Below are 26,089 nucleotides of genomic sequence, written 5' to 3' on the forward strand. Positions count from 1 at the left end.
TCGAAAAGTTTAAACAAGTTTTAAATAAAATACTACATAATAGAATGTTAATCATTCTATTATGTAGTATTTTTTATGAAGGTAAAATCAGCGGATTACTCCACAATTGTCATTTCATCAACAATGTGTTTTGCTCCTGAAAATTTGTCGATTACCCAAAGCACATAGCGGATATCTACATTAATGGTACGTTGTAATTTTGAGTCAAAAATAACGTCCCCTGCCATTGCTTCGATATTTCCGTCAAAAGCCAAACCAATCAGTTCTCCTTTGCCATTCATCACTGGCGAACCTGAGTTTCCTCCAGTAATATCGTTGTCTGTCAAGAAATTAACGTGCATTGTTCCGTCTTTATCCAAATAACGTCCGAAATCATTTGCTTCATACATTTCAATCATACGTTTCGGCATATCAAATTCCGGGTCGTTAGGTTTGTACTTGGCAATCATTGATTTGAATGCTGTATAATTATTGATAGAGGCATCGGCATTGCGTTTATCGGTAGGAAGTGCACGAACTGTTCCGTAAGTCAAACGCAGTGTGGAGTTTGCATCAGGATATAATGTATTTCCGATTTTGGAAACTCGCATTCCTTTCACGAATTTTCGGAAAGCTTTCTCGTAAGAATCTTGCAATGCAATTTCTTCCTCCGATTTATGATTATATTGATTTACAAGTGATAACGAAAGTTGTGCCAACATATCGTTTTCAAGTACTTCAGGATTTGGGTTTGCTAAGAAGTTTTTGAAATTCTCCTCTGAACCAAATACGCTCGTTTCGAAGGCCTTATCTGCAAATTTTTTGAAATCTCCTTGATAATTTGCCTGTATTTGTTTTACTTCTGAAGGAATATTTTTTGCTTTGTTTGCATATAATTTCAGTCCACTTGCCAAAATTGCTTTTTCCGTAGGAATGTGTTTCTCTTTATAGATTTCCAAAACGTTTTGCATACGGCTAACCAATTGGCTTTTTTGTTGATCAGGCATTTGTTCGTACTTTTGAAAAGCTTTTGTTATTGCTTGCGGAAGCCCAACAAAATCCGTTGCACGAATAAGCGAAACCAAATAGTTATTATCAGCCGATTGAACATTTGTTTTTTCAAAATAATCAGCCATTGTTTTTAGTACATTGCCGTATTCAGCTCTGTTTTGCTTTTTGTTAGCCCACTTAGCAACTTTTTTCTCGTAACTACGCTTTGTATCAGCGGTTTTGTGAGCTTTCAGAGCCTCAATCATACCTTGACGATTTTTCCAGTAATTTGCAATTTGTGCGTATTTTGAAGCATACATCAAACGTACGGCATCATCAGCATTCATAAAAGGTTTCATAGCGTCCATTGCTGTTTTTGAACCTTCTACCCAAGCCGGATACGCATATTCCACATTTTGGTCAACCCAGAAAGAAGGCACCCAGCGATTTGTACGCCCGGGATAGCCCAAAATCATAGCAAAATCTTTTTCTTGAACACCTTTCAGACTTACTGCCAGATGCTTTTTGGCTTTCATTGGGATATTTTCGGCAGAATAATCAGCTGCATTTCCGTTTTTGTCGGTATAAACACGGAAAAGTGAAAAGTCTCCTGTTTGACGAGGCCACTCCCAATTATCAGTATCTCCACCAAATTTCCCGATACTTTCAGGCGGAGTTCCTACCAAACGAACATCTTTAAAATCTTGATAAACAAAATAATAATATTCATTTCCTTGAAAGAATGAACGAACAGAAACCACATATTTTCCGCCTTCATCGTTTTCTTTTTGAATTTTTGCTATTTCACGATTCAATGCCGCTTCACGCTCTTTTTCAGTCATTTTATCATTAACAACAGAAAGCATTCGGTCAGTAACATTGTCCATACGAACGAAGAAACGAACAAAAAGTGATTGTGGTTTTATTTCATCTTTGTGTGTTTTTGCCCAAAATCCATCACGTAAGTAATTATTTTCGGGAGTAGAAACCTCAGCAATTTGTCCATATCCGCAATGGTGATTAGTTAATACCAGCCCATCTTTTGAAATAATACTTGCCGTACAACCTCCGTTAAATTGCACAATTGCATCTTTCAAACTATTGTTGTTGATGCTATAAATCTCTTGGGCAGTAAGTTGTAAGCCCATTTTTTGCATATCACGCTGATTCAAACGTTCTATGAACATTAAAAACCACATTCCTTCATCGGCACGAGCTATTGGCGTTAAAAGCAAAGCAGCGATGAATGTCAAACATATTTTTTTCATCATAAAATAAATTAATTTTTTTTCGAGGCTAAAAATAAATAATAATTACAACTAAAAACACTATTTAGTTATTTTTAACATTTTAAGTTGATTCCTTATATTCTTCTTTTTGGAAGAAAATTGAACGAAAGGTTTGAAAATGCTTTTTGCAAAATGTTTATAATGAAATTATTATGTTTTATAAATAAAATTATTTTTTTGCTCTTAACATTTCACGTTTTCCGGGTGGTCCTTGAAGTTTTTCAACCTGAAAACCACAGGATTTCATTGCTCTTTGAACAGTTCCTTTTGATGAATAGGTAACTAAGTAGCCACCTTTTTTCAGAGCTTTGTACATTTTTTCAAAAATAGAAATTTCCCAAAGTTCGGGTTGGACTCTTGCTCCGAAAGCATCAAAATAAATAAGGTCAAACTGCTCAAAATCATCAATTTGTTCAAAAAATTGCTTTCTTTTTTTGATGAAAAAACTTTCTGAAATAGAAATTTCTTTTTCCCATTCCGATTGATGAATTTCTTTAAAAATGGATTGTAGTGTATTGTTATTCAGTTGATTGCAATAATTCATTTGCTGGGCTTCTTCCCAAGAAAGTGGATAACCTTCCACAGTTTCATAGTGGATTTTCAAACCTAATTTTGAATGTTCCAAATACGTAACTAAGGCGTTTAATCCTGTTCCGAAGCCAATTTCAAGAATAGAAACTGATTGATTTTCAAATAAATGAAGACCATTTTTTATGAAAACGTGTAAAGCTTCCTGAACAGCACCGTGTTTGGAATGAAAACATTCGTCCCACTCCGGAATTTGAAAAGTAGTTGAACCATCGGAAGTTATGATAACTTTACGTTCCATTTTTTAATTTTTAAAACCTATTTTTGAAGGTTCAGAATTTTCCTTAAATTCCTTGACATTAATGTTTGTCAATTCTGCTAAAGAATAAGGTTTATTTACAGTGACTTGTTTATCAGTTGATTGTAAGTATTTATTTGCTTTCTCAACGGTAAGTTCTTTGAATTTATACTCTGCAATAAGTCTTCCTTTTCGCAAAAGTGCGGGATCAATTTTTGAAATATCAGAGTTGAAAGTACAAATTAACTGACATTCAAGCACATCGGAAAGCATTCCGTCAGCAATATTTAAGATAGAAGAAACTACATCTGTGTTGCTGTTGAAAACAGTTCGTTCGGCGATATAATTCTCGCAATCTTCCAAAACCAAAATTGAGTTTTTATTGCCAATTAACAAACCGATAAAAGCAGGGTCAGTAAGTGAGCCAATCATCGTTGTAGGAATAAAAATGAATTTCTTATTCGGAATTTGACTTGTTAACCATTTGATATAGTTGGTTTTACCAGAACCCGCAATACCGTGAAACAGAACGACTCCTTTCGTGTCATTGGTCAAAACATTTTTTACGCGATTGTGAATTTCTAAAAAATCATCATTGTACATTGTTTCAAAATCAATACGGTACGGTTTTATGGTATGCGTTTTGATTTCAAGCCCAACTTGAGTTTTCAGCAAAATAGATACTTTCGAATCTTTGGAAACGTACTTTTCAATATACTCCGAAAAAAGAATCATTAAATTTTCTTTTGCTTTCGGATTTGTATTCTCGTAGTACACATAATTCACCTTAAAAAGCCCGTCTTCAAAAATTTGATTGTCATATTCATTGGATAAGTTCTTGTCTGTCAAAATAAAAACCTCCAACTCAGGATGAAAAAAACATTCCTCCGATTCAAAAAGTTTGTTCTGGTGTGAAGCATAATCAACAGTGTAGTAATCAGTACATTTTATAAGATGTTTCAGTTTTTCTTTCTGGATTACCAAATCTTCTCCACGCAAATAAATTCGAGTCATTAAATCATCTAACAAACATTGATATGGATTGCTGTAAGTCAACACTTTGAATTTATCTACAACCTGAACGTTATCATCTTCATCGGTCTGTAATAAGTTAATAGGGCGATAATATTTAGAATCTTGTATTTTCATAAATGGATAGTTTTAAAAAGCATTCAAAAAATGAAAAAAGTTTGTTTTTTTTGTAAAAATAATTAAAATATTTTTTCCCAATCTGTATCCGGATTGTATTTTAAAAATCCTTTTTGAACAGATAGTGGAGAGGCAATGTTATTGGTGTATAAGGCTCCCGTTCCCAAACCTTGAGGCATTGGGTTGTTGAGCTTGAAAGTCCATTGAGCAATGGCATTGAGCCCGATGTTACTTTCTAAAGCACTGGTTATCCACCAACCGATATGTTGCTTTTCGGCGAGGGAAATCCATTCTTCCGAATTTTTATATCCTCCTACAAGCGAAGGTTTTAAAATGATGTATTGCGGATTTATTTCTTCCAAAAGTCTTTTTTTATCAGAAAAATGAATCACTCCGATAAGTTCTTCATCTAAGGCAATAGGCAAAGGTGTTTTTTGGCAAAGTTCTGCCATTTTTTCGGTTTGATTTGCTTTGATAGGCTGTTCGATGGAATGTAATTCCAATTCGCTGAGGCGTTTTAGCTTTTCCAAAGCCTCTTCAGCAGAGAACGCTCCGTTGGCATCTACCCGAATTTCAATATCTTGTGATGAAAATTCCTTTCGTAGGTTTTTTAAAATTTCGTACTCTTGTTTAAAATCAATTGCCCCGATTTTCATTTTAATACAACGAAATCCTTGCGAGAGTTTTTCCTTAATTTGCGATTTCATAAACTCGGGCGACCCCATCCAAATCAGTCCATTAATGGAAATGGAAGTCTTGCCTTTTGTGAAATCAGAAGGAAATAGAATGTGTGGGTTATCCGATTTTAAGGAAAGAAAAGCCTGTTCCAAACCAAATTGAATAGAAGGGAATTCGGTAAGTTTTTCGAGTAAATATTCTTTTCCTAACGCAATGTTATTGCAAACCCATTGTAAGGTGTCCTCATAATCAGGGCGGTGGTCGAAGCTCAATGTTTTTAGTAAGCCACATTCACCAATTCCTTTTTTTTCATTTTCGTTGATTATCAAGAAGTAAGTCTCTTTTTGGGTAAGTATTCCTCTTGATGTTCCTGACGGACGCTTAAAATCTAAAATATGTTTTCTGTAAAAAGCTTTCATTAATTTTTGGATTGAAGTGCTTAATTATCTTCCATTAAATCAACCTCAAGATGTTGTTCTTCCTCTTCGATTTCTTCTTTCTTTTTGGTGATGAGTTTTTCCATTTTCCGGTCATTTAAAACATATAAAACCGATTTTTGGTCTAATTCATCAAGAAATTCTTTAGAAATATCAACTTTTAGCTGTCCATTATCCATATTTAGATGGATGTTCTCTTTAGTATTGTGGATAACAAATGAAATTGGATAGTTTCCGCTATATTTTTCGATAATTTCTTTATAACTTTTGATTAAATCTGTTGAAATTTCCTCAATATTTAGATGTAAGGCGATTTTTTTTGAATAATTTTCCAACACATCTTGAAGCACCATCATTTGATTGAAAATGATTCGAGGTTCCGATTTTTCGTTACTTTCTTTCTTCTGCCACCCTTCTTTAACTCCGAACTTGCAGAACAGAAACGTTCCTAAAACCAAATAATTACGGAATTTTAAATAATCATCATTGAACAATTTAAACTCGTGCGAACCGTCGTAATCCTCCAAAACAAATGAAGCCCAGCCTTTACCGTTTTTTGAGGTGCGATGCTGAACGTCGGTAATCATTCCCGCAACGCTTATTTCTCTGTTAATGAGTGGATAAAGGTCTTGTAATTGACTGAGTGACAGATTGCAAAAATTATCTAAAGAATGTTTAAAATCATCAAGTGGATGCCCTGAAATGTAAATTCCGACAACCTCTTTTTCGCGTCGTAATTGCTCCAAATTTCCCCAAGTTTCGCAATTAGGAATTGTAGGTTCAGGGATTTCTACCTCATTGGTTCCGCCAAAAAGGCTCATTTGTGCAGAATTTTTACTTTCTTGATATTTATTTCCAAAGCGAATGGCCTTTTCCAGAAAAGGAACTCCATCTGCTTCAGTATGAAAATATTGGGCTCGATGTACTTTTGTGAAAGAATCAAAACCTCCAGCCAAAGCGATGTTTTCAAAGGCTTTTTTGTTGATATTTTTGTAATCGACACGTTTAGCCAAATCAAAAATAGAGGTGTAATTTCCGTCTTTTCGATGTGAAACAATGGTGTCCACCGCATTTTTCCCCACGCCTTTAATAGCCCCCATTCCAAAGCGAATATTACCGTCCTTATTTACCGTAAATTTGTAAAATGATTCGTTTACATCAGGGCTTAACACTTTGATTCCCATACGTTGGCATTCTTCCAAGAAGAAAGAAACTTGCTTGATGTCGTTCATATTATTGGAAAGCACTGCAGCCATAAATTCCGCCGGATAGTTGGCTTTTAAGTAAGCAGTTTGGTAAGCAATCCACGCATAACAAGTAGAGTGCGATTTGTTAAAAGCGTAACTTGCAAAAGCTTCCCAGTCTTTCCAAATTTTTTCCAAAACATCGGCAGGATGTCCGTTTTTGATTCCTCCTTCCACGAATTTGGGTTTTAGCTTTTCAAGCAAGGCGAAAATCTTTTTTCCCATTGCCTTACGGAGCATATCGGCATCACCTTTGGAAAATCCTGCCAACTTCTGCGAGAGCAACATCACTTGCTCCTGATACACGGTAATTCCGTAAGTTTCTTTTAAGTATTCTTCCATCGCATCAAGGTCATACACAATGGGTTCCGTGCCATGTTTTCGCTTAATAAAACTCGGAATATACTCCAGCGGACCTGGCCGGTACAAAGCATTCATCGCAATCAAATCGGCAAAAACAGTGGGTTTGAGCTCACGCATATATTTTTGCATTCCGGGCGACTCGTATTGGAAAATCCCCACAGTTTCACCACGTTGGAAGAGCTCGTATGTTTTTTTATCGTCAATCGGAATTTCATCCGGATTGATTTCTATGCCGTTACGTCTTTTGATGAGTTCAATCGAATCTTTAATAAGTGTAAGGGTTTTCAGCCCCAAGAAGTCCATTTTCAGTAGTCCGGCACTTTCAACGACAGAGTTATCAAACTGAGTTACAAATAAATCCGAATCTTTAGCGACCGAAACAGGTACAAAATTGGTGATGTCGTCAGGCGTGATGATAACCCCACAGGCGTGAATTCCCGTATTTCGGACAGAACCTTCCAGAACTTGAGCTTGTTGCAGTGTTTCGGCGGCTAAATCCGTTCCTTCGGCTATCTGTTTGAGTTCGTGTACTTTCGGAAGCTCATCGGAACGTAGTTTTTCTTTCAGTTGCTTATCATCCATACCGAAAATTTTCGCCAATTTCATATTTGGCACGAGTTTGGCAATTCTGTCCGATTCGTGCAAAGGCAAATCCAGCACACGGGCAGTATCTCGAATGGAGGATTTTGCCGCCATCGTTCCGTAAGTGATGATTTGTGCAACCTGATTTTTTCCGTATTTATTGATAACGTAATCCATTACTAATGAGCGTCCTTCGTCATCAAAGTCGATATCAATATCGGGCATACTAACGCGGTCAGGATTGAGGAAACGCTCAAAAAGCAAATCGTATTTTATAGGGTCTATATTGGTGATTCCGAGGCAATAAGCCACAGCCGAACCCGCTGCCGAACCCCTTCCCGGACCTACGGAAACGCCCATTTCCCGAGCCGCTGCGATAAAGTCCTGAACGATAAGGAAATATCCCGGGTAACCCGTTTTTTCGATAATCATCAATTCAAAATCCAATCGTTCGATAACTTCTTCTGAAAGAGGTAGTTCGTAACGTTTTTCAGCACCAAGATAGGTCAAATGTCTGAGATATTTGTTTTCTCCTTTTTTTCCGTCAGGGTCGTCTTCTACTAAAAAATCATTCGGAATTTGAAATTTTGGCAATAAAACCTCGCGAGCCAAGTTATAAATTTCAATTTTATCAATGATTTCTTGAATATTTAAAATGGCTTCAGGAATATCCTTAAACAAGTTTTTCATTTGTTCGGCGGATTTGTAATAATATTCCTGATTGGGCATCCCGAAGCGATATCCACGACCTCTTCCGATAGGAGTTGCCTGCTTTTCGCCGTCTTTTACACATAACAAAATATCGTGTGCGTTGGCATCTTTTTGATTGATATAGAAGGTGTTATTGGTTGCTACAAGTTTTACCTGATGTTTTTTGGATAGTTCTATAAGTGCTTGATTCACACGATTTTCATCTTCCTGATTATGTCGCATCAGTTCGATATAAAGGTCATCACCGAAAAGATTTTTCCACCAAAGTAAGGCAATTTCAGCTTGTTTTTCACCGATATTCAGCACTTTAGAAGGTATTTCGCCATTCATTCCGCCGGTTAATACAATCAGGTCGTTTTTGTATTTTTCAACGATATTTTTGTCAATTCGTGGCACGTAATAAAATCCGTCGGTATAGGCGATGGAAGCCATTTTTGCCAAATTGTGATAGCCTTTTTTGTTTTTGGCTAACATAACAACTTGATATCCATTATCTTGATGGCTCTTATCCAAATGGTTTTCACAGATGTTGAATTCACAACCTACGATGGGTTTTATTTCAATTTCTGTAGGGACTTCGCCTTTTTCGAGGGCTTCATCGTTTTTTGCTTTGGCAGATTTGTTATGCCCCAGAACTTCCTTGATGAAGTGAAAAGCTCCCATCATATTTCCGCTGTCAGTCATTGCAACGGCAGGCATTTTTTCCTGAATGGTTTTTTTTACTAAGCTCTGAATAGATGTAGTTGCTTGTAAAACAGAGAATTGTGTGTGATTGTGCAAATGAACAAATGAAGCATTTTCAAGCAGAGCGATGTTAGCTTCTATTTGTTGCTGAGTAAGTCCGCTTTCGGTTTGTTGGGATTGACGGATTTTATCGGAAGCCTCTTTTAAATTGACGTGTTTCAGCCCGATGGGTTGAATTTGAGTTGGGTTATATTCTTGAAATTCAGATATATATTCAGCACTAATATCTTTCGATTCAAAGCCTTGCCCGATGCGTATCAATTCAAAGAAACAACGTGTGGTAGCTTCCACGTCGGCAGTGGCGTTGTGAGCTTCAGCGAAAGGTTCTTGAAATAGAAATTCGTGTAACTCGGTGAGTGTAGGGAGTTTAAATCGACCTCCGCGACCTCCGGGTATTTTACAGAGTTCGGCGGTGATTTCGGTACACGTATCCAAAACGGGCATTGTAGCCAATGGACTTTCCACACCGTAACGATGGAATTCCGCTCCCATAATATTGATGTCAAAACCAATGTTTTGTCCCACCACGTAAGCCGATTTTTGCAACGCTTCGTTAAATTGTGCAAATACCTTGTGGATTGAAACTCCTTGTTGCTGAGCTAATTCGGTAGAGATTCCGTGTACTTTTTCAGCATCATACGGAATGTTAAAATCATCGGGAGCAATCAGAAAATCTTTATGTTCAATGAGCTTTCCGTGGCGGTCGTGCAATTGCCAAGCAATCTGGACAGCCCGAGGCCAATTGTCTGAATCTGTGATGGGTGCATCCCAACGTTTGGGTAAACCTGTGGTTTCGGTATCGAAAATTAAGTACATAAACTCTACTTTTGTTCAAAAGCGTAAAATTATGAAATAAAATTGTAACCAAGATAAAAAGTTATTCACAACTCATATAAATATATTGATTATCATATATTTATGTGGTAAATTTATAGAGAATATGACTTTATAAAAATTTTATTAGATTGTAATTACCTTTTTCTGGTGGGACTTATTATTTTTACGTTGTGAAAAGCAATTGCACCACGAATAACTCCTGAGATGACCTCGTATAAAGCATTGATTGTTTGTGATTTGAGTTCGTTTTTGTGGTAAATAAGACTTATTTCGCGTGCAGGATGAGGTTCAGCGAAAGGATGTATGTGTTTTTTTTCGTTTTCTTTCAATTCCAAAGAATGTAAGTAGGGAATGAGAGTCATTCCCAAGCCTTCGTTTGCCAATCGTATTAATGTTTCAAAACTTCCGCTTTTGAGTTGAAAACACGTTTTGGATTCTATAATGTCTTGGTTACAAATGTTTAACACGCTTTCTTTGAAGCAATGCCCATCTTCCAACATTAAAATATCATTGATGTCCAAGTCTTCCGTATAAATGGTGTTGTTTGCTTGTAGTCTGTGATTATCAGGTATATATGCTACAAAAGGCTCGTAATAAAGAGGTTTTTCAATAATATTTAGATGATTCAAAGGAGTTGCCAAAATAGCAGCATCATAAGTACCTTCTTCAACTTTCTGTAAGATGCTTTCAGTATTTTGTTCCTCAATTTTTAAGCAGACTTTTGGATATTTATGAATGAAATTAGCCAAAAACATCGGCAGTAGGGTAGGGGAAACCGTAGGAATTATTCCCACGCGGAATTCTCCACCAATAACTCCCTTTTGTTGAGCAACAATATCGTTCATTCTATCAGATTCATTAACAATGACTTGTGCCTGTTTAATGATTTGTTCGCCAATTTTAGTAATTTGCAATGGTTTTTTGCTTCTGTCAAAAATAATCACACCCAATTCCTCCTCTAACTTTTGGATTTGCATACTTAAAGTAGGCTGAGTTACAAAACTATTTTCGGCTGCGGTGGTAAAATTTTTATATTTTGCAACGGCTAAAACGTACTGAAATTGAGTGATAGTCATAGTTTCTTATTTAAAGTTGGATAATTTTTCGCTCGCTAAAAAGTTCTTTTTAATTGAGGGAGAACTTCTCTTCCAATTTCATCTAAAACAACATCTACTGGGCGTGAACTGTATTTTAGTACTAACATTACGTGATTGACCCCTATTTTCCTCAAAGTCAGAAACATATCAATCAAATAATTTCTGCCTAATCGGAATCCTAAATTAATATTAACAGGTTTGAAATCAGGGTCTTCCATAAGGTCAATGTATATGGATTGAATGTAGGGTTTTCGGGGTTGTCCTTCGTTTTCCAAAGTCTCAATCCAATTTTTAACAACTTTTCCCGTGAGAGCAAAATCACGAGGATAGTAAATCCATCCATCAGAATTTTTTGCAATCCATTCCAAATTAACTCCTCCAATATGTCCTGTAACATACATAGGAATATTTCTTTTCAAAGGTTTTGGAATTACATCGCCCGATTTGTTCATAAGGATGCCATAATCATTATTGTAATAAGGAAATTCCTTTGACCAAAAATTTCTCAGCATCTGCATATGCTCAAATACTCGAGCACTTCTTAATCCAAAAGGCTGATTAAAAGCAGGATACTCAATAGGACGGTCGCCTGATGCTACTCCCATATGAAAGCGGTTCGGGAAAAGAACATCCAAACTTGCTGAAGCTTTCGCAACGTGTAACGGATGACGCAAAGGCAACACTAAACTTGCTATTCCTATTTTGATAGTTTTTGTAAGAGACGCAATATGTGAAAGATATATCCAAGGATCAAAAATCTGACCTACATCTTTAAAATCGGGGTCTTTTAATGGAATATCACGAACCCAAACAGTATCAAAACCGTAAGATTCAGCCAATTGTATTAAATGTATCTGATTTTCCATCTTCGGAACGCTTCCTTCATAAGCCTCTATAGGAAGAAGTAACCCTATGGATAGATTATGGGCATCTAGCATAATGTTGCTTTTTACGTATGCAAAGGTAATTTTATTTTCAAAAATAACAAAAAATGAAATTGGATTTGTCTTGAAAAAGTTATCTTTTTCCAAACTTGTAAATATTTTTATTTTCTAATATAATCAGGATTAAATCATAAGAATAAACAAAAAGGTATAAAGTTCAGATAATGAGTGATTTAGTATGTTTCCAAGAATATATTTAAAAACAAGGCATAAGGTGAGGATAAAATTTTGTTTTATGTGTTTGATTTACAAATAATTAAAAACTATCTTGAAGATTCTAAATTAAAAAATGTTAATTTATTTTTTTAGATAAATCTAAATTATTATTTTTGCTAATCTAAAAATAAGACGAAGATAACAACATAAAATAATTGAAAAACAAAAAACTAACTATTTAAATCTGAAAAAAGACAATGAAAATTAATCATACACTTCCAGAGCTTCCGTACGATAAAAATGCTCTAAATCCGATTATTACAGAAGAAACTTTTGATTATCACTACGGAAAACATCACGCAGCGTATGTCAATAATTTGGCGGGTTTGGTAAAAGATACGCCAATGGCAGATGAAAACATCGTGGACATCATCCGAAAAAGCCACGCCGAAAACAATGTAGCCATTTTCAACAATGCAGCTCAGCACTGGAATCATTCCTTTTTTTGGCATTGTCTTTCGCCCGATGGCGGAAAAAATCCTACGGGAAAAATAGCCGAACTCATCAATCGCGATTTCGGAAGTTTTGATGATTTTAAAGAGCAATTTTCAACCACCGCCGTAAAATTATTTGGTTCGGGCTGGGCGTGGCTGGCTCAAAACCAAGAAGGTAAATTGGAAATTCTACCAATGAAAGATGCTTTTACTCCTCTAACCGAAAACAAAACGCCTATTCTCACCCTTGATGTGTGGGAACACGCCTACTATATCGATTACCGCAATGCACGACCTAAATTTGTGGAAGGATTTTGGGAAATCGTCAATTGGAATTTTGCTAACGAAAATTTGAAATAATATGAGCGACACTTGCGTAAATCACATCGAAAATTATTGGAAGATTTTGACCGAAGATGCTAATGAATCTTTCAAGAAAGGGAAGTATGAACTCGCTTTGGAAGGCTACCTCAACGCCTTGTACAGAGCCGAAGTGTTAAATAACAATCTGTCCGATTGTTTCCGACTGAAAGTTCCCTTTTTGCAGCTGTACATCGTTTCGCACAACAATCTGGCGAATTGTTACGAGAAATTGAATTTGATTGAAAAATCCGAAGAATCTTTGCGGAAAGTCGTGTTTTTTATCCTGTATTTCTTTGAGAAAAAACTTATCAACCAAGAGGAAATGAATAGTGAATTAAAGAAATCGGTTGTTACTTATTTAAACTTTATCAAGAGTAATAATCTTCAAATGAAAGACGAAAATTTATTTTTTGAATTATTACGAAGATACACAAAAGAAACAGAATTACAAAAACTTAATACATTAATCTATGCGTAAAATAAGGAATACTTAGCGTTAGAGGGCGACTCTCTGAATTTAAAAAAAGCCGTTATATTAACCAAACAAGATATAGAAATTACCGCTTGTATGTGAAAATCAGTGGTGTAAGTTCTATTTCAGTAAATTATAAAGATAAAATACAAACAATTTATAAATGAGAATGAAAAATATTTTTACAATTTTTTTAATAGCAGGACTGCTTGTTGGATGTTTTAATAAACAAAAAATCAAACCTTTAGAAAATTCTGTCAAAGTGGAATGGACAGCATACAAAACCACCGACAAACTGCCCGTCAAAGGCACATTTAACTCCGTAAAATTAGAAAAAATTGGAGAAGGGACTTCCGTTGAAGAAATTTTGAATGAAGCAGAATTCAGTTTGAACTCACTTGACTTGGCGACAGGAGATATTTCCAGAGACGAAAAAATCAAAAAATCTTTCTTCGGGCTTATGAACGAAGCTGGGACGATTTCTGGGAAAATATATCTAAAAGACAATCAATGGTTTGTAAAGTTAAAAATGAACGGAATTTTAGTTGAGGAAGTTCCTGCAACGGTCAGTTATGAAAATAGAAAACTAAAACTTACTGCTCCTATCAATCTGAAAGACTTCAACGCATTACAAGTTTTGGAGATGCTTAATAGTGTGTGTTTTGATTTACACAAAGGAGCAGACGGAATAAGTAAAGTCTGGGAAACAGTAGATGTTTTAGCAACAATGGAATTTACTGAAAAATAGGATTTATACCCAAAGAAACTATTTCGCAGGAGAATAAAGACCGATTTGTTATTTTTGTAACTTATTGATAATTAAAATTATAAAACAAATATTTTACTTTTCTGACTAAAAAATATATCTTTGCTACAAAAAGAGAGCATTTATGAAAATAATAGCAATGATTCCTGCACGTTATGAGGCTTCTCGTTTTTCGGGGAAATTAATGAAAGATTTGGAAGGAAAACCTGTGATTGTCAGGACTTTTGAAGCTGTACTTAACACGAAGCTTTTCGGACAAGTGTATGTGGTTACCGATGATAACCGAATTGAAGAGGCAATCCTGAATGTGGGAGGCAAGGTCATCCGTAGTAAAAAGGAACACAAAAGCGGAAGTGACAGAATTGCAGAGGCTTGCGAGAATCTGGAAGCGGATGTAATTGTAAATATTCAAGGAGATGAACCTTTTACAGAGAAGAAGAATTTGGAAATGTTACTCAAAATATTTTCGGAAGATGTTAATAATGAGGTGAGTGTAGCCAGTTTGATGGAACGATTAGATAATCCTGAAGAGGTTTGCAATCCAAATAATGTGAAGGTTGTAGTTAGTAAAAACGGTGATGCACTCTATTTTTCAAGGGCTTTTATTCCTTTCCCACGAGATGAAAAATCGGAAGGTGTTTATTTTAAGCATATTGGAATTTATGCTTACAGAAAAGAAGCCTTAATGCAGTTTACACAATTAGAAGAATCAATTTTGGAAAAGACGGAGAAGTTAGAGCAACTTCGTTATTTGGAAAACGGATTTAGAATTCGTTTAGCAGAAACCAACATTTCTACCATAGGCATTGACACGGAGGAAGATTTGCAAAAGGCAAGGCAACTTTGGAAAAAACGTAATCATTTATAATCAAGTTTTTAGTAAATATATAAGTAAAGGCTGTTTTTCTTTAGGAAAATAGCCTTTATTTTTTGTAATTAAAAGAAAAATATTATTTTTGTCGCCTTAAAAAATCAGTAATATAAATGAAACTACTTACTAAAAGATTGAAACTGAGGTTGTTTGCACTAGTGGGACTATTAGCTTTTGGATGTGCAAAAAACGAAAAACAAGAAAAAATCGTTGAGGTTGAGGTTGAAAAACAAGTTGTTAAAGATTTTGACCTTGCCAAAGCTTCCACAGTTACCGCTTTACAAGTGAAAACTTCAGGAACAGAAATGTTTACAGAAGAAGATAATAAAGAAGTAAACGGAAAGGTGATTCTTTACAATGACGATTTGAGAGCTTTCCGTGTGAATGAAATGCTGGAGGTGCGTGCCATTGAAGGAAATAAGTATCGAATCCGTAACTTTTTGCCTCACACTTTCACTAATGTTGAACTTCAAATGTATGTTGAAGGATTCAAAGCACCTGTAAAAATTGCTTTTTTTGAGGAATTTCCTCCTCTGTATGAGTATGTTGGTGATTTGCCTTTTTCTGCCAGAGAAACATTTTTTGAAGATATCAACGGACAAAAGTTTTCTGTAGAAAATATAAATAACCTTTCTCCTTCTGATTTGAAATTTTCTTTGATAAGCAATGACCCAATGCTTGAGAAAATGAAAGCAATCAAACTCAACACGTTGTATTGTTTCAGACCTTACGAAAGAGATAACAAATGGGGAAGATTAACTGCTGAAGATGCCCGTAATTACCTTCCGGTTGTGATGAATATGGCGTATATGTTCAGTTCAGATGATTTTGAAAAAGGGATTAAAGAAACTCCATATGAATTTGAAAATAAAAAAGGAGTAGCTTTGAACAGAGAGCAAATTATCCGTAGTTTTATTGAAATTCCTCGTCAGGATTTGGGTGTAATCATAGAGCCTGGTTTGGGTGGCTTAGGCGGAGGAAGTACTTTTGGTGTTCGCCGTGAGTATATTAACAATCCTAAAAGTGCTTATTATACAAAGTCCGATTTGGGAGCTCCTTGGTTTAGTTCGTTGGTTATGAATGTCTGGATTCACGAATTCGGTCACGTAGCTGGTTATGGTCACGACGGAAATATGACTTATTTCTATGGTGAGGGAAAAGACACTAAAGGTTTGGTACCTGTAGGAATGGCTGTTTACCAAAAATTATTGTTAGACGGAGAGCTTCCTTTCACAAAATATCCTTACGAAAAATAAAATAACACAACAGATGAAAAAAATATTTACATTTATCCTGCTTACTACTTTGTTTTCGTGCGGGAAGCAAGTTGAAGAAGTTATTATAGAGAAAAAAATTGAAAAAATAGTAAAAGTAGATCCTAAAATTAAATCAGAATCAACCGTTGCATACTATTTTGAAGAACAGAATCCAATTTTAACAAATAAAAAGCAAAACGAAAACTTTATTACTATTGATTGGTATGAAGATGAACTTTTCTTGGGAGTAGAAGCCACTAACGGAACAAATAAAACATATTCTGTCCAAAAATTAGACCTACAAACAGGAGTGCTTACTGAATTGATTTCCAATTTGAAAGAAATAAAAGATGTGGCAATCAATAATGATTATTTGTTTATTACACAGTCAAATACGGTACAAGTTTTTGACCGAAAAACTTTTTCTTTACAAACGACTATTGGCACAGGAAGAGACGGTTACGATAACAATGGAATGTTTCAGGCTTTGACATTATTGCCTATGGAAAATCATTTGTTAATTCGTGATTTACGAAGGCTTCTTTTCTACAGAAATTCAGATATTATACCTGAAAATTCAAAGAAAATTTCTGCTCCCATAAGAAGTGCTTTTTCACAAAGAAGTAACGCTTCATTGGCTTATATTGACAAAAAATTGTATTTATCAAATAATAATTCAATAGAAACGTATGATTTACAAGAAAATATGCTTATAAATAATGAGCAGTCTGCTTCTAAAAGTATAAATTTTGGAACGAGAATATACCAATTAGCTCAATTTAGAGGACATCTTTATGCCAGTTTTGGAGAGTTAGGATTTGCCAGAATTGATACTGAAAAAGGAATTGTAGGAAAAAGATATACAAATTTTCAATCTACACCACTTAGCGTTACGTGCTTTACTTTTTCTGAAGATAAACTATTTGTAATCAATAATATAAATAGTTCAATTTCACTCTATAATGTAAAGAATATTATTTATAAAGAATATTAACAGATTTGTCAAATATGTAAAAAGCTGCCTTTTATGGGCAGTTTTTTATTTTATTAAAGAATAATTTTAACCCAATAAAACGGGATTATTGCAAAAAAAGTGTAAATTTGCGGAATTGATTAATTTTTAAAAAAAATATCACTATGGCAAAACAAAAATATACCCGATTGCAAACAAGTTTGCATCCTGAAATTATTGATTTGTTAAATCTTCAAGTTAGTAAAGAAGCTGAGGCAAGTTCCATTTATTTGGCAATGGCATCTTGGTGTGAAGTTAACGGATTTCCAAGAAGTGCTGAGTTTTTCTACTGTCACGCAGTGGAAGAAAGAGACCATATGATGAAAATTTTCCGTTTTTTGAATGAAAACGGAGCTAGAGCTTTTGCTCCTGAAGTAGGCAAAGTGCAACAAGATTTCAAATCACTCAAAGAGGTTTATGAAAAAACATTGGAACACGAAATTGAAGTAACCAAATCTATTTTTTATATTTTCCAAAAGGCACGACAAGAGGCCGATTACGCGAGTGAAAATTTCTTGCAATGGTTTGTGGAAGAGCAACTTGAAGAAGAGCGTTTGGTACACGGTATTTTGGATATGTTTGAACTAATGGAAGGTAAAGATAATCCATTGGCACTTAAATTAATTGACGAACGTATTCCGTTAGAAGACGCATAATGATTTTAGTTACTGGCGGAACCGGATTGATAGGAAGTCATTTGTTGTTCTATCTAACTCAAAGAGAGGACAGAAAAGTAAGGGCGATTTATCGTTCCGAGGATTCGTTGGAAAAAATCAATAAAATATTTCAAAAATTATCTCATACAGGAGAAAAGCAATTTTCTCGAATAGAGTGGGTTAAGGCTGATATTAATGACATCCCGAGGCTGGAAATGGCTTTTCGGGATGTTTCTTATGTTTTTCACGCAGCAGGGTTTATTTCTTTTCAGCCTGATGATTTTGAGAAACTCATTAAAGTTAATGTAGAAGGTACGGCTAATATAGTGAATCTTTGCATTGATTTTCAGGTAAAGAAGTTGTGTCACGTGAGTTCTGTGTCGGCTTTATCTTCGGCGGTTGGTAAAATTACGAATGAATTAAGTGATTGGAATCCAGAAGATAACAACCACGATTATGCCATTAGTAAGCACGGAGCTGAAATGGAAGTTTGGCGAGGTTCGCAGGAAGGTTTAAAAGTTGTCATTGTAAATCCGTCGGTGGTTTTAGGAGCATACTTTTGGGACTCAGGTTCAGGGCTTTTATTTAAAAAAGTAGCAGACGGACTTTCATTTTTCCCTGCAGGCGGAACAGGCTTTGTTGATGTTGAAGATGTTGTAAAAGCAATGATTGCTCTTCAGTTTTCAGAAGTTGAAAATCAGAGATTTGTACTTAATGGCTCAAATCAAACGTACGAATATATTCTTAAAAACATTGCCAATTATTTGAAAGTAAAACCTCCTCGAAAAAAAATAAATTATAAAACACTTCGTTTTCTTGCTCGTTTAGATGGTTTTTTAAGTTTTTTTAGAGTTAAAAAGAGAACATTAACTTTAAGAAGTGCAGATTCACTGGGTCGTGTGATTAATTATGATGGAAATAAAATAACTCAATTTGTTGATTTTCAGTATAAAAGTATAGATGACTCTTTAAAAGAAATCTGTCAGAAATACAAGAAATAAAAAAACGTAAAATGATTTTTTCTTTTCTATTTTTCTAAAAAACTCAGTAATGCTAATTCATAACTTTTCATACCAAATCCTAAAATAACTCCTTTGGATACAGGCGAAATGTAGGAATGATGTCGGTATGTTTCTCGAGCGAATGTATTGGAAATATGTACTTCAATTACAGGAGTTTGAATAGATTTTATGGCATCAGCAATGGCAATTGAGGTATGTGTATAGGCCCCTGCATTGAGAATTATTCCGCTATAGTCAAACCCGATTTCGTGAATTTTATTAATAATTTCACCTTCTACATTGCTTTGAAAATAAATAAGCTGAGTTTGCAGATATTTTTTCTGTAAATTATTAAAAAAATGCTCAAAAGTTTGTTTTCCATAGATTTCCGGTTCTCTTTTACCTAAAAGATTGAGATTAGGACCGTTAATGATAGCTATTTTCATTATTTTTTATTGTTTAGAGTGATAATTTCTTCTATTTTAGTTAAAATTTCTTCTGTTGTGATAGTTTTTATAGCTCTTTCATAACCTTTTGGATATTTATTTCCGTAAACAGAGGTTGGAATGAGGGGAAAAGCCTTTCTGTCTGCCAATAAAGCGTTTTCAATTGGCTGACCATAAGGATAAAATCCGGCAAATGGGTGCGTTACTCCCCAAACGGTTATTGTTGGAACTCCAAACATCGCTGCTAAATGTGCATTTCCGCTATCCATTGCAATCATAACATTAAGATTTGCAATGAGTTGTAATTCTTTTTCAAATGGAAAACGCCCTACCATATTTTCTATATTTGGTAAGAAAGCAACTTCTTCAACAATTTTTCGTTCGTGTTCTCCTCCACCAAAAATATAAATTTTACTATTTGGATAGTTTTCTGATAGTTTGAAAATCAAATTTTTAAGGTTTTCAAAAGGATATTGTTTTCCCAAGTGTGAGGCAAACGGAGCAATTCCAATATTTTTCTCTTTTGAAAGTAAATTTTTTACCTCTTCTGATAACTTAGGTTTTGGCACTAAATAATTCTTATCCAACGAAATAGGAAAACCTAACTTTTCAAGAACATCGGCATAACGTTGATAAGAAGGTTTTAATTGTCTGAAAGTCTTGTTTTTAGGTCTTGTAAGAGCTTTTTTTTCCTTTCTTCCCTTATCAATTTGAAAAAATGGAATCCCTGAAATTTTGAAAAATATTTTTAAAATATTAGTTCTTAATACGTTATGAATATCAGCAACGGCTTCGATTCCCAAATTTTTAAGCTCTTTGAACAATTGATAGAGACCTGAAATACCTTTATGTTTGCCTTTTAAATCAATGTTAAATACTTCACAGTTAGGTATATGTGCAAACATTGGAGCAAATATTGGTCGTGTAACAAAGGTAATTTTTACATTAGGATATTGTTCCGCAAAGGCAGTTAAAACAGGAACACTAATAGCGACATCACCCATCGCCGACATACGAAACACTGCAATATGTTTGAAAGCCATTTTATTGATTTGTTGAGATTTATTCGTTACCTTTGGCTTTTGTTATTTATCTCATTTAGAGGTAATGAACGAAAAGCAATTACAAATGTATTGAAAATTTTCAAAAATGAAACGTATTTTATTGATTTTTTTTAGTTTTTTAGTTTCCGGAATATTTTATTCGCAAGAAAAAAACTTCGATTTTAATAAAAGTCTTCGGATTGATTTTTATTTGGTAGGTGATGCACATACAACAGAAGTAATCCTGACGCAAATGAAAAAGGAACCATATTGGGGAGGTTCAAAAACTAATTTCATTTTTCCGAATTATGGTGAGTTTCGGTTACAATTGATTGATGAAAAAACACAAAAAGTCGTTTTTTCAAAAGGATTTAATTCTCTTTTTAACGAATGGCAACATATTGAGCAGGCAAAAATAGAGAAAAAATTATTTTCACACGCTGTACAAGTACCATTTCTTATTAAAAATCTACAATTACAGATAGAAAAACGTAACAAGAATGGAAAATTTGAGAAAATATTTGAAAAAAGTATCAATCCGAATGATTATTTTATAAAAGAAGAAACGGTTTCGGTTTATTCAGTGAAGAAATTGCTTGAAAATGGCAATCCGTCTCAAAAGGTGGATATTGCTATTTTAGCAGAAGGATACACTGAAAGCGAAATTCAGAAGTTTTACGCCGACGCCAAGAGAATGGTTGATTATATGTTTACAATTCCGCCTTTTGACTCTTTGAAAAAAGATTTTAATGTATATGCAATTGGTGTAACTTCCAAAGAATCAGGTACGGATATTCCGGGTAAACATATTTACAAAAAAACTGCTTTTGATGCTTCTTTCTATACTTTTGATATGGAAAGATATCTGACAACCAACAATATGCAAGCAATTGCCGATGCTGCTTCACTGGTGCCTTATGACCAAATTTATGTTTTGGTAAATACGTCAACTTACGGAGGAGGAGGATTTTATAATCATCTAAATTTAGCAACTTCTGATCACGAATTATCAGAGAAAGTATTTGTTCACGAATTTGGTCACGGTTTTGTAGGGCTTGCCGATGAATATTATGATTCTTCTACTGCTTTTGATTCATTTTATAACATTTCGGTGGAACCTTGGGAGGAAAATATCACATCTTTGGCGAATTTTGAGACTAAATGGAAAGATATGATTAAAAAATCAACACCAATTCCTACTCCGAGAACTCCAAAATATGAAAAAGAAGTGGGCGTTTTTGAGGGAGGAGGCTATGTTTCCAAAGGAATTTACAGTCCGGTGCAGGATTGCCGAATGAAATCCAATGTACCGAAAGGATTTTGTCCTGTTTGTGAACGAGCTATTCGGAAAGTTGTGAAATTTTACACAGAATAAATAGCCACTAAAAAATTAAAATAAAAGTTTGTAGAGCCAATCATCTAACAAATTATCAAACCAGTTTCTATATCCGACTTTTTTTCTATTTTTGCAAAAATTTTTGGAAAATGAATTTTGATATTAAGGAAATTATATCCACAACAATGGTGCTTTTTGCCGTAATTGATATTATTGGTAGTATTCCCATAATCATTAATTTACGTCAGAAAGTTGGGCATATTCAGTCGGAAAAAACGGCAATTGTTTCGGCTATTTTGCTTATTTTGTTCTTATTTTTGGGGAAAGAAATTCTTAATCTATTTGGTGTAACGGTGGAATCATTTGCTGTTGCAGGGGCGTTCATTTTGTTTTTCTTGGCTTTGGAAATGATTCTTGGAATTACTCTTTATCGTGATGAAGAGCCACAAACAGCATCAATTGTTCCTTTGGCGTTTCCGTTGGTAGCAGGTGCAGGTTCTATGACCACAGTTCTGTCATTGCGAGCAGAATATTATCTTGAAAATATCATAATAGGAATTGTTATAAACATCATATTTGTTTACATTGTGCTAAAATCTTCTAAAAAAATAGAAAAAATATTGGGTAAACAAGGAATAAATGTAATACGTAAGATATTTGGAGTGATTTTGCTTGCCATTGCCGTGAAATTATTTGCTGCAAATGCCAAAGGATTATTTGCTTAAAAGTTTAGAAATTGATTTTTATGAAAATATTTATTGTAATATTATTTATTTTTTCTTTAGTCATCATTGGGTTTAATATCTATTTAATAGATTTTTCAAATCCGTTTGAAGGAAAGAGTTTTGTAGCTTTGATTTCAGCAGGTGTAGCAGGAGTTGCACTGTTGTTGCTTTCGATTTTTTATCTATCAAGGCGAATCAAAGACAAGTTGAAATAAAACATCTGATTTTAATTGTTATTTAATTGAAATTCAGTGAAATAATATCTGGAATTATGCTTGTATCTAATAAAGAAAATAATTTTTTCCTTTTGGCAGGTCCTTGTGCTATTGAAGGAGAAGAAATGGCGATGCAGATTGCCGAGAGAATAGTTTCCATCACGGATAAATTGAATATTCCGTATGTTTTTAAAGGGAGTTTCAAAAAGGCAAATCGCAGCCGGATAGATTCTTTTACGGGAATTGGTGATGAAAAGGCGTTGAAAATTCTTGAAAAAGTGGGAAAAGAATTTGGAGTGCCAACGGTTACTGATATTCACGAAGTTAGCGAAGCTGAAATGGCTGCTCAATATGTTGATATTCTGCAAATTCCAGCTTTTTTGGTGCGTCAGACTGATTTGGTGGTTGCAGCTGCCAAAACGGGTAAGGTTGTTAATTTAAAAAAAGGACAATTTATGAGTCCTGAAAGTATGAAACATGCCGTTCAGAAAGTACTTGATAGCGGAAATAATAGTGTTTTAATTACAGATAGAGGCACGATGTTTGGTTATCAGGATTTGATTGTTGATTTCAGAGGAATACCAACAATGCGTTCGTATGCTCCTGTAATTATGGATGTTACGCATTCTTTACAACAGCCTAACCAAACAAGTGGCGTAACTGGAGGTCGTCCCGATATGATTGAAACCATTGCTCGTGCAGCTATCGTGAATAATGCAGACGGGCTATTCATAGAAACCCACTTTGACCCGGCAAATGCGAAAAGTGATGGGGCAAATATGCTTCATCTTGATTTGCTTGAAGGTCTTTTAACAAGATTAACAGCAATCAGACAAACAATCTTATCATTTGAAGATTAGCAGCTTAAATTTTTCAAATTCGCTAATTTTCTAATTTTTTCAAACTAAAAATTATATGTATCATAAAGAAGCTCTTTCAAATCCAATTTTTTCGTTAATAAGCAAAATTTCAGGTGAAATTTCATTGGAAAGTTATGTTATTGGTGGATTTGTGAGGGATTATCTTCTGAAGAAAAAACTTCCGAAGGACATTGATATTGTTTCTATCGGGAGCGGAATTTCTTTGGCGGAAAAAGTAGCTGAAAAATTACCAAATAATCCGAAAGTTTCTGTTTTTAAGAATTTTGGAACTGCAATGATAAAAGCAGACGGGCTGGATATTGAATTTGTTGGAGCCAGAAAAGAAAGTTATGAATCCAACTCTCGGAAACCTTATGTAGAAAGTGGAACGCTCCAAGACGACCAAAATCGTAGAGATTTCACAATCAATGCAATGGCGTTGTCTCTTTCAGAACATAATTTCGGAGAATTGATTGACCCTTTTGATGGGCTTTCAGACCTTAAAAATAAAATTATACGCACACCGCTTGATCCGGATATAACATATTCGGATGACCCTCTTCGTATGATGCGGGCTATTCGGTTTGCGACTCAGTTAGGATTTGAAATAGAAGAAAAGTCATTGCAGGCAATTGCTAAAAACAAAGATCGTTTAAAGATAATTTCAAATGAACGTATTATAGATGAGCTAAATAAGATACTTGCTTCGCCAAAACCTTCTATTGGCTTGAAACTTCTGTACGAAACAAAACTTCTTCATTATATTCTTCCGGAACTTGTTGAATTACAAGGAGTAGAGGAACACGAAGGGCAACGACATAAAGATAATTTCTGGCATACATTAGAAGTTGTTGATAACATAGCCCAAAACACAGATGATTTGTGGCTACGTTGGTCGGCTTTATTGCACGATATCGGAAAAGCTCCAACGAAACGTTTTGATAAAAAAAACGGCTGGACGTTTCACGGTCACGAATTTTTGGGAAGTAAAATGGTTTTCCATATTTTCAAACGATTGCGAATGCCTCTGAATGATAAAATGAAATATGTTCAGAAGATGGTTCGTATGAGTTCTCGTCCCATTGTTATTGCTGAAGATATTGTTACAGATTCTGCGGTAAGGCGGTTGGTTTTTGATGCCGGAGATGATTTTGAGGATTTGATGACGCTTTGTGAGGCAGATATTACAACGAAGAATCCAAAGAAATTCAAACAATATCACGATAATTTTCAGCTGGTTCGCCAAAAAGTTGTAGAAGTAGAGGAAAAAGACCATATTCGTAATTTTCAGCCTCCGATTTCAGGAGAAGAAATTATGAAAACGTTCAATTTGAAGCCTTCGCGTGAAATAGGAATGCTAAAAGATGCTATAAAAGAAGCTATTTTGGACGGAAAAATATCAAATGATTACGAAGCTGCTAAAAAATTTATGTTCGATAAAGCCAAGCAGATGAAGTTGATATAAATAAAAAAAGGCTGAAGAGTATTTACATTCTTCAGCTTTTTTGTTTTTAAACTAAATTTTATTATAACAGATTGTTTGCAACCAGATATTCAGCAATTTGAATTGTGTTTGTTGCAGCTCCTTTTCTTAAATTATCTGATACTACCCACATATTTAGGGAGTTAGGTTGAGATTCATCTCTGCGAATACGTCCAACAAAAACATCGTCTTTTCCCTGTGCATACAAAGGCATAGGGTAGGTGTTTGTGCTGATATCATCCTGAAGAGTTAATCCAGAGGTTTTTGAGAATAATTCACGTACTTCATCTAAATCAAAATTGTTAAGAAGTTCAACATTTATTGATTCACTATGCCCGCCAACAACAGGAATACGTACAGCCGTAGCGGTAACAGCAATGCTGTCATCACGGAGAATTTTTTTAGTTTCGCGAACCAATTTCATTTCTTCTTTTGTGTAGCCATTATCCTCGAAAACGTCGCAATGCGGAATAGCATTTCGGTGTATTTGGTAATGATAAGCCATATCGCCTTTTTCTCCTTTGTACTCGTTTTCAAGTTGTTTCACGGCTTTTACTCCGGTGCCTGTGATGGATTGATAGGTAGAAACCACAACACGTTTGATTCCATATTTTTTTTGAAGTGGAGCCAAAGCAATCAGCATTTGAATTGTGGAACAGTTCGGATTTGCGATTATTTTATCTTCTTTTGTAAGAACATCAGCATTGATTTCAGGAATTACCAATTTTTTAGTTGTGTCCATACGCCAAGCAGAAGAATTATCAACCACAGTTGTCCCTACTTGTGAAAATTTGGGAGCCCATTCCAGCGAAACGCTTCCTCCAGCCGAAAACAATGCAATATCAGGCTTTAAAGAAACTGCTTGCTGCAATCCTATCACAGTGTATTCTTTGCCCTGAAAATTTATTTTTTGCCCAACAGACTTCTCCGAAGCCACGGGAATTAGCTCAGTTACAGGAAAATTCCTTTCTTTAAGTACTTCTAACATTACGTTACCAACCATACCAGTAACGCCCACAACAGCTACTCTCATAATATTTAAAATAAAATATGACGCACAAATT

General features: G+C 34.8%; 23 protein-coding genes. 13 read left to right on the plus strand and 10 right to left on the minus strand.

Annotated features, from left to right (window positions below; all coding sequences use genetic code 11):
- Positions 1-95 precede the first annotated feature (95 nt).
- From GN105_RS05015 to GN105_RS05045, 7 genes are all read right to left on the minus strand, one after another.
- Positions 96-2,237, minus strand: coding sequence for a S46 family peptidase (locus GN105_RS05015; RefSeq protein ID WP_155284489.1), 2,142 nt, complete (start codon positions 2,235-2,237; stop codon positions 96-98).
- A gap of 190 nt (positions 2,238-2,427) precedes the next feature.
- A complete protein-coding gene (gene mnmC2, locus GN105_RS05020) occupies positions 2,428-3,087 on the minus strand; it encodes a tRNA (5-methylaminomethyl-2-thiouridine)(34)-methyltransferase MnmC2 (protein ID WP_155284342.1) in 660 nt (219 codons plus the stop codon).
- A gap of 3 nt (positions 3,088-3,090) precedes the next feature.
- The gene (locus tag GN105_RS05025; RefSeq protein WP_155284343.1) at positions 3,091-4,233 is read right to left on the minus strand and encodes an AAA family ATPase; all 1,143 of its coding nucleotides are present in this window, start codon (positions 4,231-4,233) and stop codon (positions 3,091-3,093) included.
- A gap of 62 nt (positions 4,234-4,295) precedes the next feature.
- Positions 4,296-5,330 carry an o-succinylbenzoate synthase gene (locus tag GN105_RS05030; protein ID WP_155284344.1) on the minus strand — a complete coding sequence of 345 codons (1,035 nt, stop codon included), beginning with the start codon at positions 5,328-5,330 and terminating at the stop codon, positions 4,296-4,298.
- 20 nt (positions 5,331-5,350) lie between these two features.
- A complete protein-coding gene (gene dnaE, locus GN105_RS05035; protein WP_155284345.1) occupies positions 5,351-9,808 on the minus strand; it encodes a DNA polymerase III subunit alpha in 4,458 nt (1,485 codons plus the stop codon).
- 155 nt (positions 9,809-9,963) lie between these two features.
- Entirely contained in the window at positions 9,964-10,905 is a 942-nt protein-coding gene (locus GN105_RS05040; RefSeq protein WP_155284346.1) for a hydrogen peroxide-inducible genes activator, read from the minus strand.
- Positions 10,906-10,940: 35 nt separating this feature from the next.
- On the minus strand, positions 10,941-11,864 hold the full coding sequence (locus GN105_RS05045) for a TIGR03571 family LLM class oxidoreductase (protein WP_155284347.1): 924 nt from the start codon (positions 11,862-11,864) through the stop codon (positions 10,941-10,943).
- Between the two features lie 419 nt (positions 11,865-12,283).
- Between GN105_RS05045 and GN105_RS05050 the strand changes: the two genes are divergently transcribed.
- The 8 genes from GN105_RS05050 (at position 12,284) to GN105_RS05085 (ending at position 18,917) form a co-directional block, all read left to right on the plus strand.
- Complete coding sequence (locus tag GN105_RS05050) at positions 12,284-12,880, plus strand: superoxide dismutase (RefSeq protein WP_155284348.1); 597 nt, start codon at positions 12,284-12,286, stop codon at positions 12,878-12,880.
- A 1-nt stretch (position 12,881) separates the two neighbouring features.
- Positions 12,882-13,361, plus strand: a complete 480-nt coding sequence (locus GN105_RS05055) for a DUF2753 family protein (protein ID WP_175577628.1) — start codon at positions 12,882-12,884, stop codon at positions 13,359-13,361.
- Positions 13,362-13,524: 163 nt separating this feature from the next.
- Positions 13,525-14,103 (plus strand): hypothetical protein, encoded by a 579-nt coding sequence (locus GN105_RS05060; RefSeq protein WP_227977341.1) that lies wholly within the window; start codon positions 13,525-13,527, stop codon positions 14,101-14,103.
- A 142-nt stretch (positions 14,104-14,245) separates the two neighbouring features.
- The gene (kdsB, locus tag GN105_RS05065; RefSeq protein WP_155284350.1) at positions 14,246-14,989 is read left to right on the plus strand and encodes a 3-deoxy-manno-octulosonate cytidylyltransferase; all 744 of its coding nucleotides are present in this window, start codon (positions 14,246-14,248) and stop codon (positions 14,987-14,989) included.
- Between the two features lie 116 nt (positions 14,990-15,105).
- Positions 15,106-16,248 (plus strand): hypothetical protein, encoded by a 1,143-nt coding sequence (locus tag GN105_RS05070; protein WP_155284351.1) that lies wholly within the window; start codon positions 15,106-15,108, stop codon positions 16,246-16,248.
- Positions 16,249-16,261: 13 nt separating this feature from the next.
- Positions 16,262-17,242, plus strand: a complete 981-nt coding sequence (locus GN105_RS05075; protein ID WP_155284352.1) for a YncE family protein — start codon at positions 16,262-16,264, stop codon at positions 17,240-17,242.
- A 143-nt stretch (positions 17,243-17,385) separates the two neighbouring features.
- Positions 17,386-17,916: a ferritin gene (locus tag GN105_RS05080; RefSeq protein WP_155284353.1), complete on the plus strand. Its 531-nt coding sequence runs from the start codon at positions 17,386-17,388 to the stop codon at positions 17,914-17,916.
- The gene (locus GN105_RS05085) at positions 17,916-18,917 is read left to right on the plus strand and encodes an NAD-dependent epimerase/dehydratase family protein (protein WP_155284354.1); all 1,002 of its coding nucleotides are present in this window, start codon (positions 17,916-17,918) and stop codon (positions 18,915-18,917) included. Before GN105_RS05080 ends, GN105_RS05085 begins: the two co-directional genes overlap by 1 nt.
- Positions 18,918-18,943: 26 nt before the next feature.
- Here GN105_RS05085 and aroQ read toward each other — a convergent pair whose 3' ends face one another.
- Both aroQ and GN105_RS05095 read right to left on the minus strand, forming a co-directional pair.
- Positions 18,944-19,363 carry a type II 3-dehydroquinate dehydratase gene (aroQ, locus tag GN105_RS05090; RefSeq protein WP_155284355.1) on the minus strand — a complete coding sequence of 140 codons (420 nt, stop codon included), beginning with the start codon at positions 19,361-19,363 and terminating at the stop codon, positions 18,944-18,946.
- Positions 19,363-20,406 carry a glycosyltransferase family 9 protein gene (locus GN105_RS05095; protein ID WP_155284356.1) on the minus strand — a complete coding sequence of 348 codons (1,044 nt, stop codon included), beginning with the start codon at positions 20,404-20,406 and terminating at the stop codon, positions 19,363-19,365. The genes aroQ and GN105_RS05095 overlap by 1 nt, the downstream gene beginning before the upstream one ends.
- 106 nt (positions 20,407-20,512) lie before the next feature.
- On the opposite strand from GN105_RS05095, the gene GN105_RS05100 reads away from it, so the two are divergent.
- The 5 genes from GN105_RS05100 (at position 20,513) to GN105_RS05120 (ending at position 25,007) form a co-directional block, all read left to right on the plus strand.
- Positions 20,513-21,781, plus strand: a complete 1,269-nt coding sequence (locus GN105_RS05100; RefSeq protein WP_155284357.1) for a M64 family metallopeptidase — start codon at positions 20,513-20,515, stop codon at positions 21,779-21,781.
- Between the two features lie 110 nt (positions 21,782-21,891).
- On the plus strand, positions 21,892-22,467 hold the full coding sequence (locus GN105_RS05105) for a MarC family protein (protein ID WP_155284358.1): 576 nt from the start codon (positions 21,892-21,894) through the stop codon (positions 22,465-22,467).
- A 20-nt stretch (positions 22,468-22,487) separates the two neighbouring features.
- On the plus strand, positions 22,488-22,682 hold the full coding sequence (locus GN105_RS05110) for a hypothetical protein (RefSeq protein WP_155284359.1): 195 nt from the start codon (positions 22,488-22,490) through the stop codon (positions 22,680-22,682).
- A gap of 56 nt (positions 22,683-22,738) precedes the next feature.
- The gene (gene kdsA, locus GN105_RS05115; RefSeq protein ID WP_155284360.1) at positions 22,739-23,542 is read left to right on the plus strand and encodes a 3-deoxy-8-phosphooctulonate synthase; all 804 of its coding nucleotides are present in this window, start codon (positions 22,739-22,741) and stop codon (positions 23,540-23,542) included.
- Positions 23,543-23,597: 55 nt separating this feature from the next.
- Positions 23,598-25,007, plus strand: coding sequence for a CCA tRNA nucleotidyltransferase (locus GN105_RS05120; RefSeq protein WP_155284361.1), 1,410 nt, complete (start codon positions 23,598-23,600; stop codon positions 25,005-25,007).
- A gap of 61 nt (positions 25,008-25,068) precedes the next feature.
- Here GN105_RS05120 and GN105_RS05125 read toward each other — a convergent pair whose 3' ends face one another.
- A complete protein-coding gene (locus GN105_RS05125) occupies positions 25,069-26,058 on the minus strand; it encodes an aspartate-semialdehyde dehydrogenase (RefSeq protein ID WP_155284362.1) in 990 nt (329 codons plus the stop codon).
- Positions 26,059-26,089 lie beyond the last annotated feature (31 nt).

The sequence above is a fragment of the Capnocytophaga felis genome (assembly GCF_009684755.1).
GTDB classification, from domain to species: Bacteria; Bacteroidota; Bacteroidia; order Flavobacteriales; family Flavobacteriaceae; genus Capnocytophaga; species Capnocytophaga felis.

Coding starts and splice junctions, on each gene's coding strand:
- GN105_RS05015 (WP_155284489.1), bottom strand. CDS start 2,237: ATGAAAAAAATATGTTTGACATTCATCGCTGCTTTGCTTTTAACGCCA.
- mnmC2 (WP_155284342.1), bottom strand. CDS start 3,087: ATGGAACGTAAAGTTATCATAACTTCCGATGGTTCAACTACTTTTCAA.
- GN105_RS05025 (WP_155284343.1), bottom strand. CDS start 4,233: ATGAAAATACAAGATTCTAAATATTATCGCCCTATTAACTTATTACAG.
- GN105_RS05030 (WP_155284344.1), bottom strand. CDS start 5,330: ATGAAAGCTTTTTACAGAAAACATATTTTAGATTTTAAGCGTCCGTCA.
- dnaE (WP_155284345.1), bottom strand. CDS start 9,808: ATGTACTTAATTTTCGATACCGAAACCACAGGTTTACCCAAACGTTGG.
- GN105_RS05040 (WP_155284346.1), bottom strand. CDS start 10,905: ATGACTATCACTCAATTTCAGTACGTTTTAGCCGTTGCAAAATATAAA.
- GN105_RS05045 (WP_155284347.1), bottom strand. CDS start 11,864: ATGCTAGATGCCCATAATCTATCCATAGGGTTACTTCTTCCTATAGAG.
- GN105_RS05050 (WP_155284348.1), top strand. CDS start 12,284: ATGAAAATTAATCATACACTTCCAGAGCTTCCGTACGATAAAAATGCT.
- GN105_RS05055 (WP_175577628.1), top strand. CDS start 12,882: ATGAGCGACACTTGCGTAAATCACATCGAAAATTATTGGAAGATTTTG.
- GN105_RS05060 (WP_227977341.1), top strand. CDS start 13,525: ATGAAAAATATTTTTACAATTTTTTTAATAGCAGGACTGCTTGTTGGA.
- kdsB (WP_155284350.1), top strand. CDS start 14,246: ATGAAAATAATAGCAATGATTCCTGCACGTTATGAGGCTTCTCGTTTT.
- GN105_RS05070 (WP_155284351.1), top strand. CDS start 15,106: ATGAAACTACTTACTAAAAGATTGAAACTGAGGTTGTTTGCACTAGTG.
- GN105_RS05075 (WP_155284352.1), top strand. CDS start 16,262: ATGAAAAAAATATTTACATTTATCCTGCTTACTACTTTGTTTTCGTGC.
- GN105_RS05080 (WP_155284353.1), top strand. CDS start 17,386: ATGGCAAAACAAAAATATACCCGATTGCAAACAAGTTTGCATCCTGAA.
- GN105_RS05085 (WP_155284354.1), top strand. CDS start 17,916: ATGATTTTAGTTACTGGCGGAACCGGATTGATAGGAAGTCATTTGTTG.
- aroQ (WP_155284355.1), bottom strand. CDS start 19,363: ATGAAAATAGCTATCATTAACGGTCCTAATCTCAATCTTTTAGGTAAA.
- GN105_RS05095 (WP_155284356.1), bottom strand. CDS start 20,406: ATGGCTTTCAAACATATTGCAGTGTTTCGTATGTCGGCGATGGGTGAT.
- GN105_RS05100 (WP_155284357.1), top strand. CDS start 20,513: ATGAAACGTATTTTATTGATTTTTTTTAGTTTTTTAGTTTCCGGAATA.
- GN105_RS05105 (WP_155284358.1), top strand. CDS start 21,892: ATGAATTTTGATATTAAGGAAATTATATCCACAACAATGGTGCTTTTT.
- GN105_RS05110 (WP_155284359.1), top strand. CDS start 22,488: ATGAAAATATTTATTGTAATATTATTTATTTTTTCTTTAGTCATCATT.
- kdsA (WP_155284360.1), top strand. CDS start 22,739: ATGCTTGTATCTAATAAAGAAAATAATTTTTTCCTTTTGGCAGGTCCT.
- GN105_RS05120 (WP_155284361.1), top strand. CDS start 23,598: ATGTATCATAAAGAAGCTCTTTCAAATCCAATTTTTTCGTTAATAAGC.
- GN105_RS05125 (WP_155284362.1), bottom strand. CDS start 26,058: ATGAGAGTAGCTGTTGTGGGCGTTACTGGTATGGTTGGTAACGTAATG.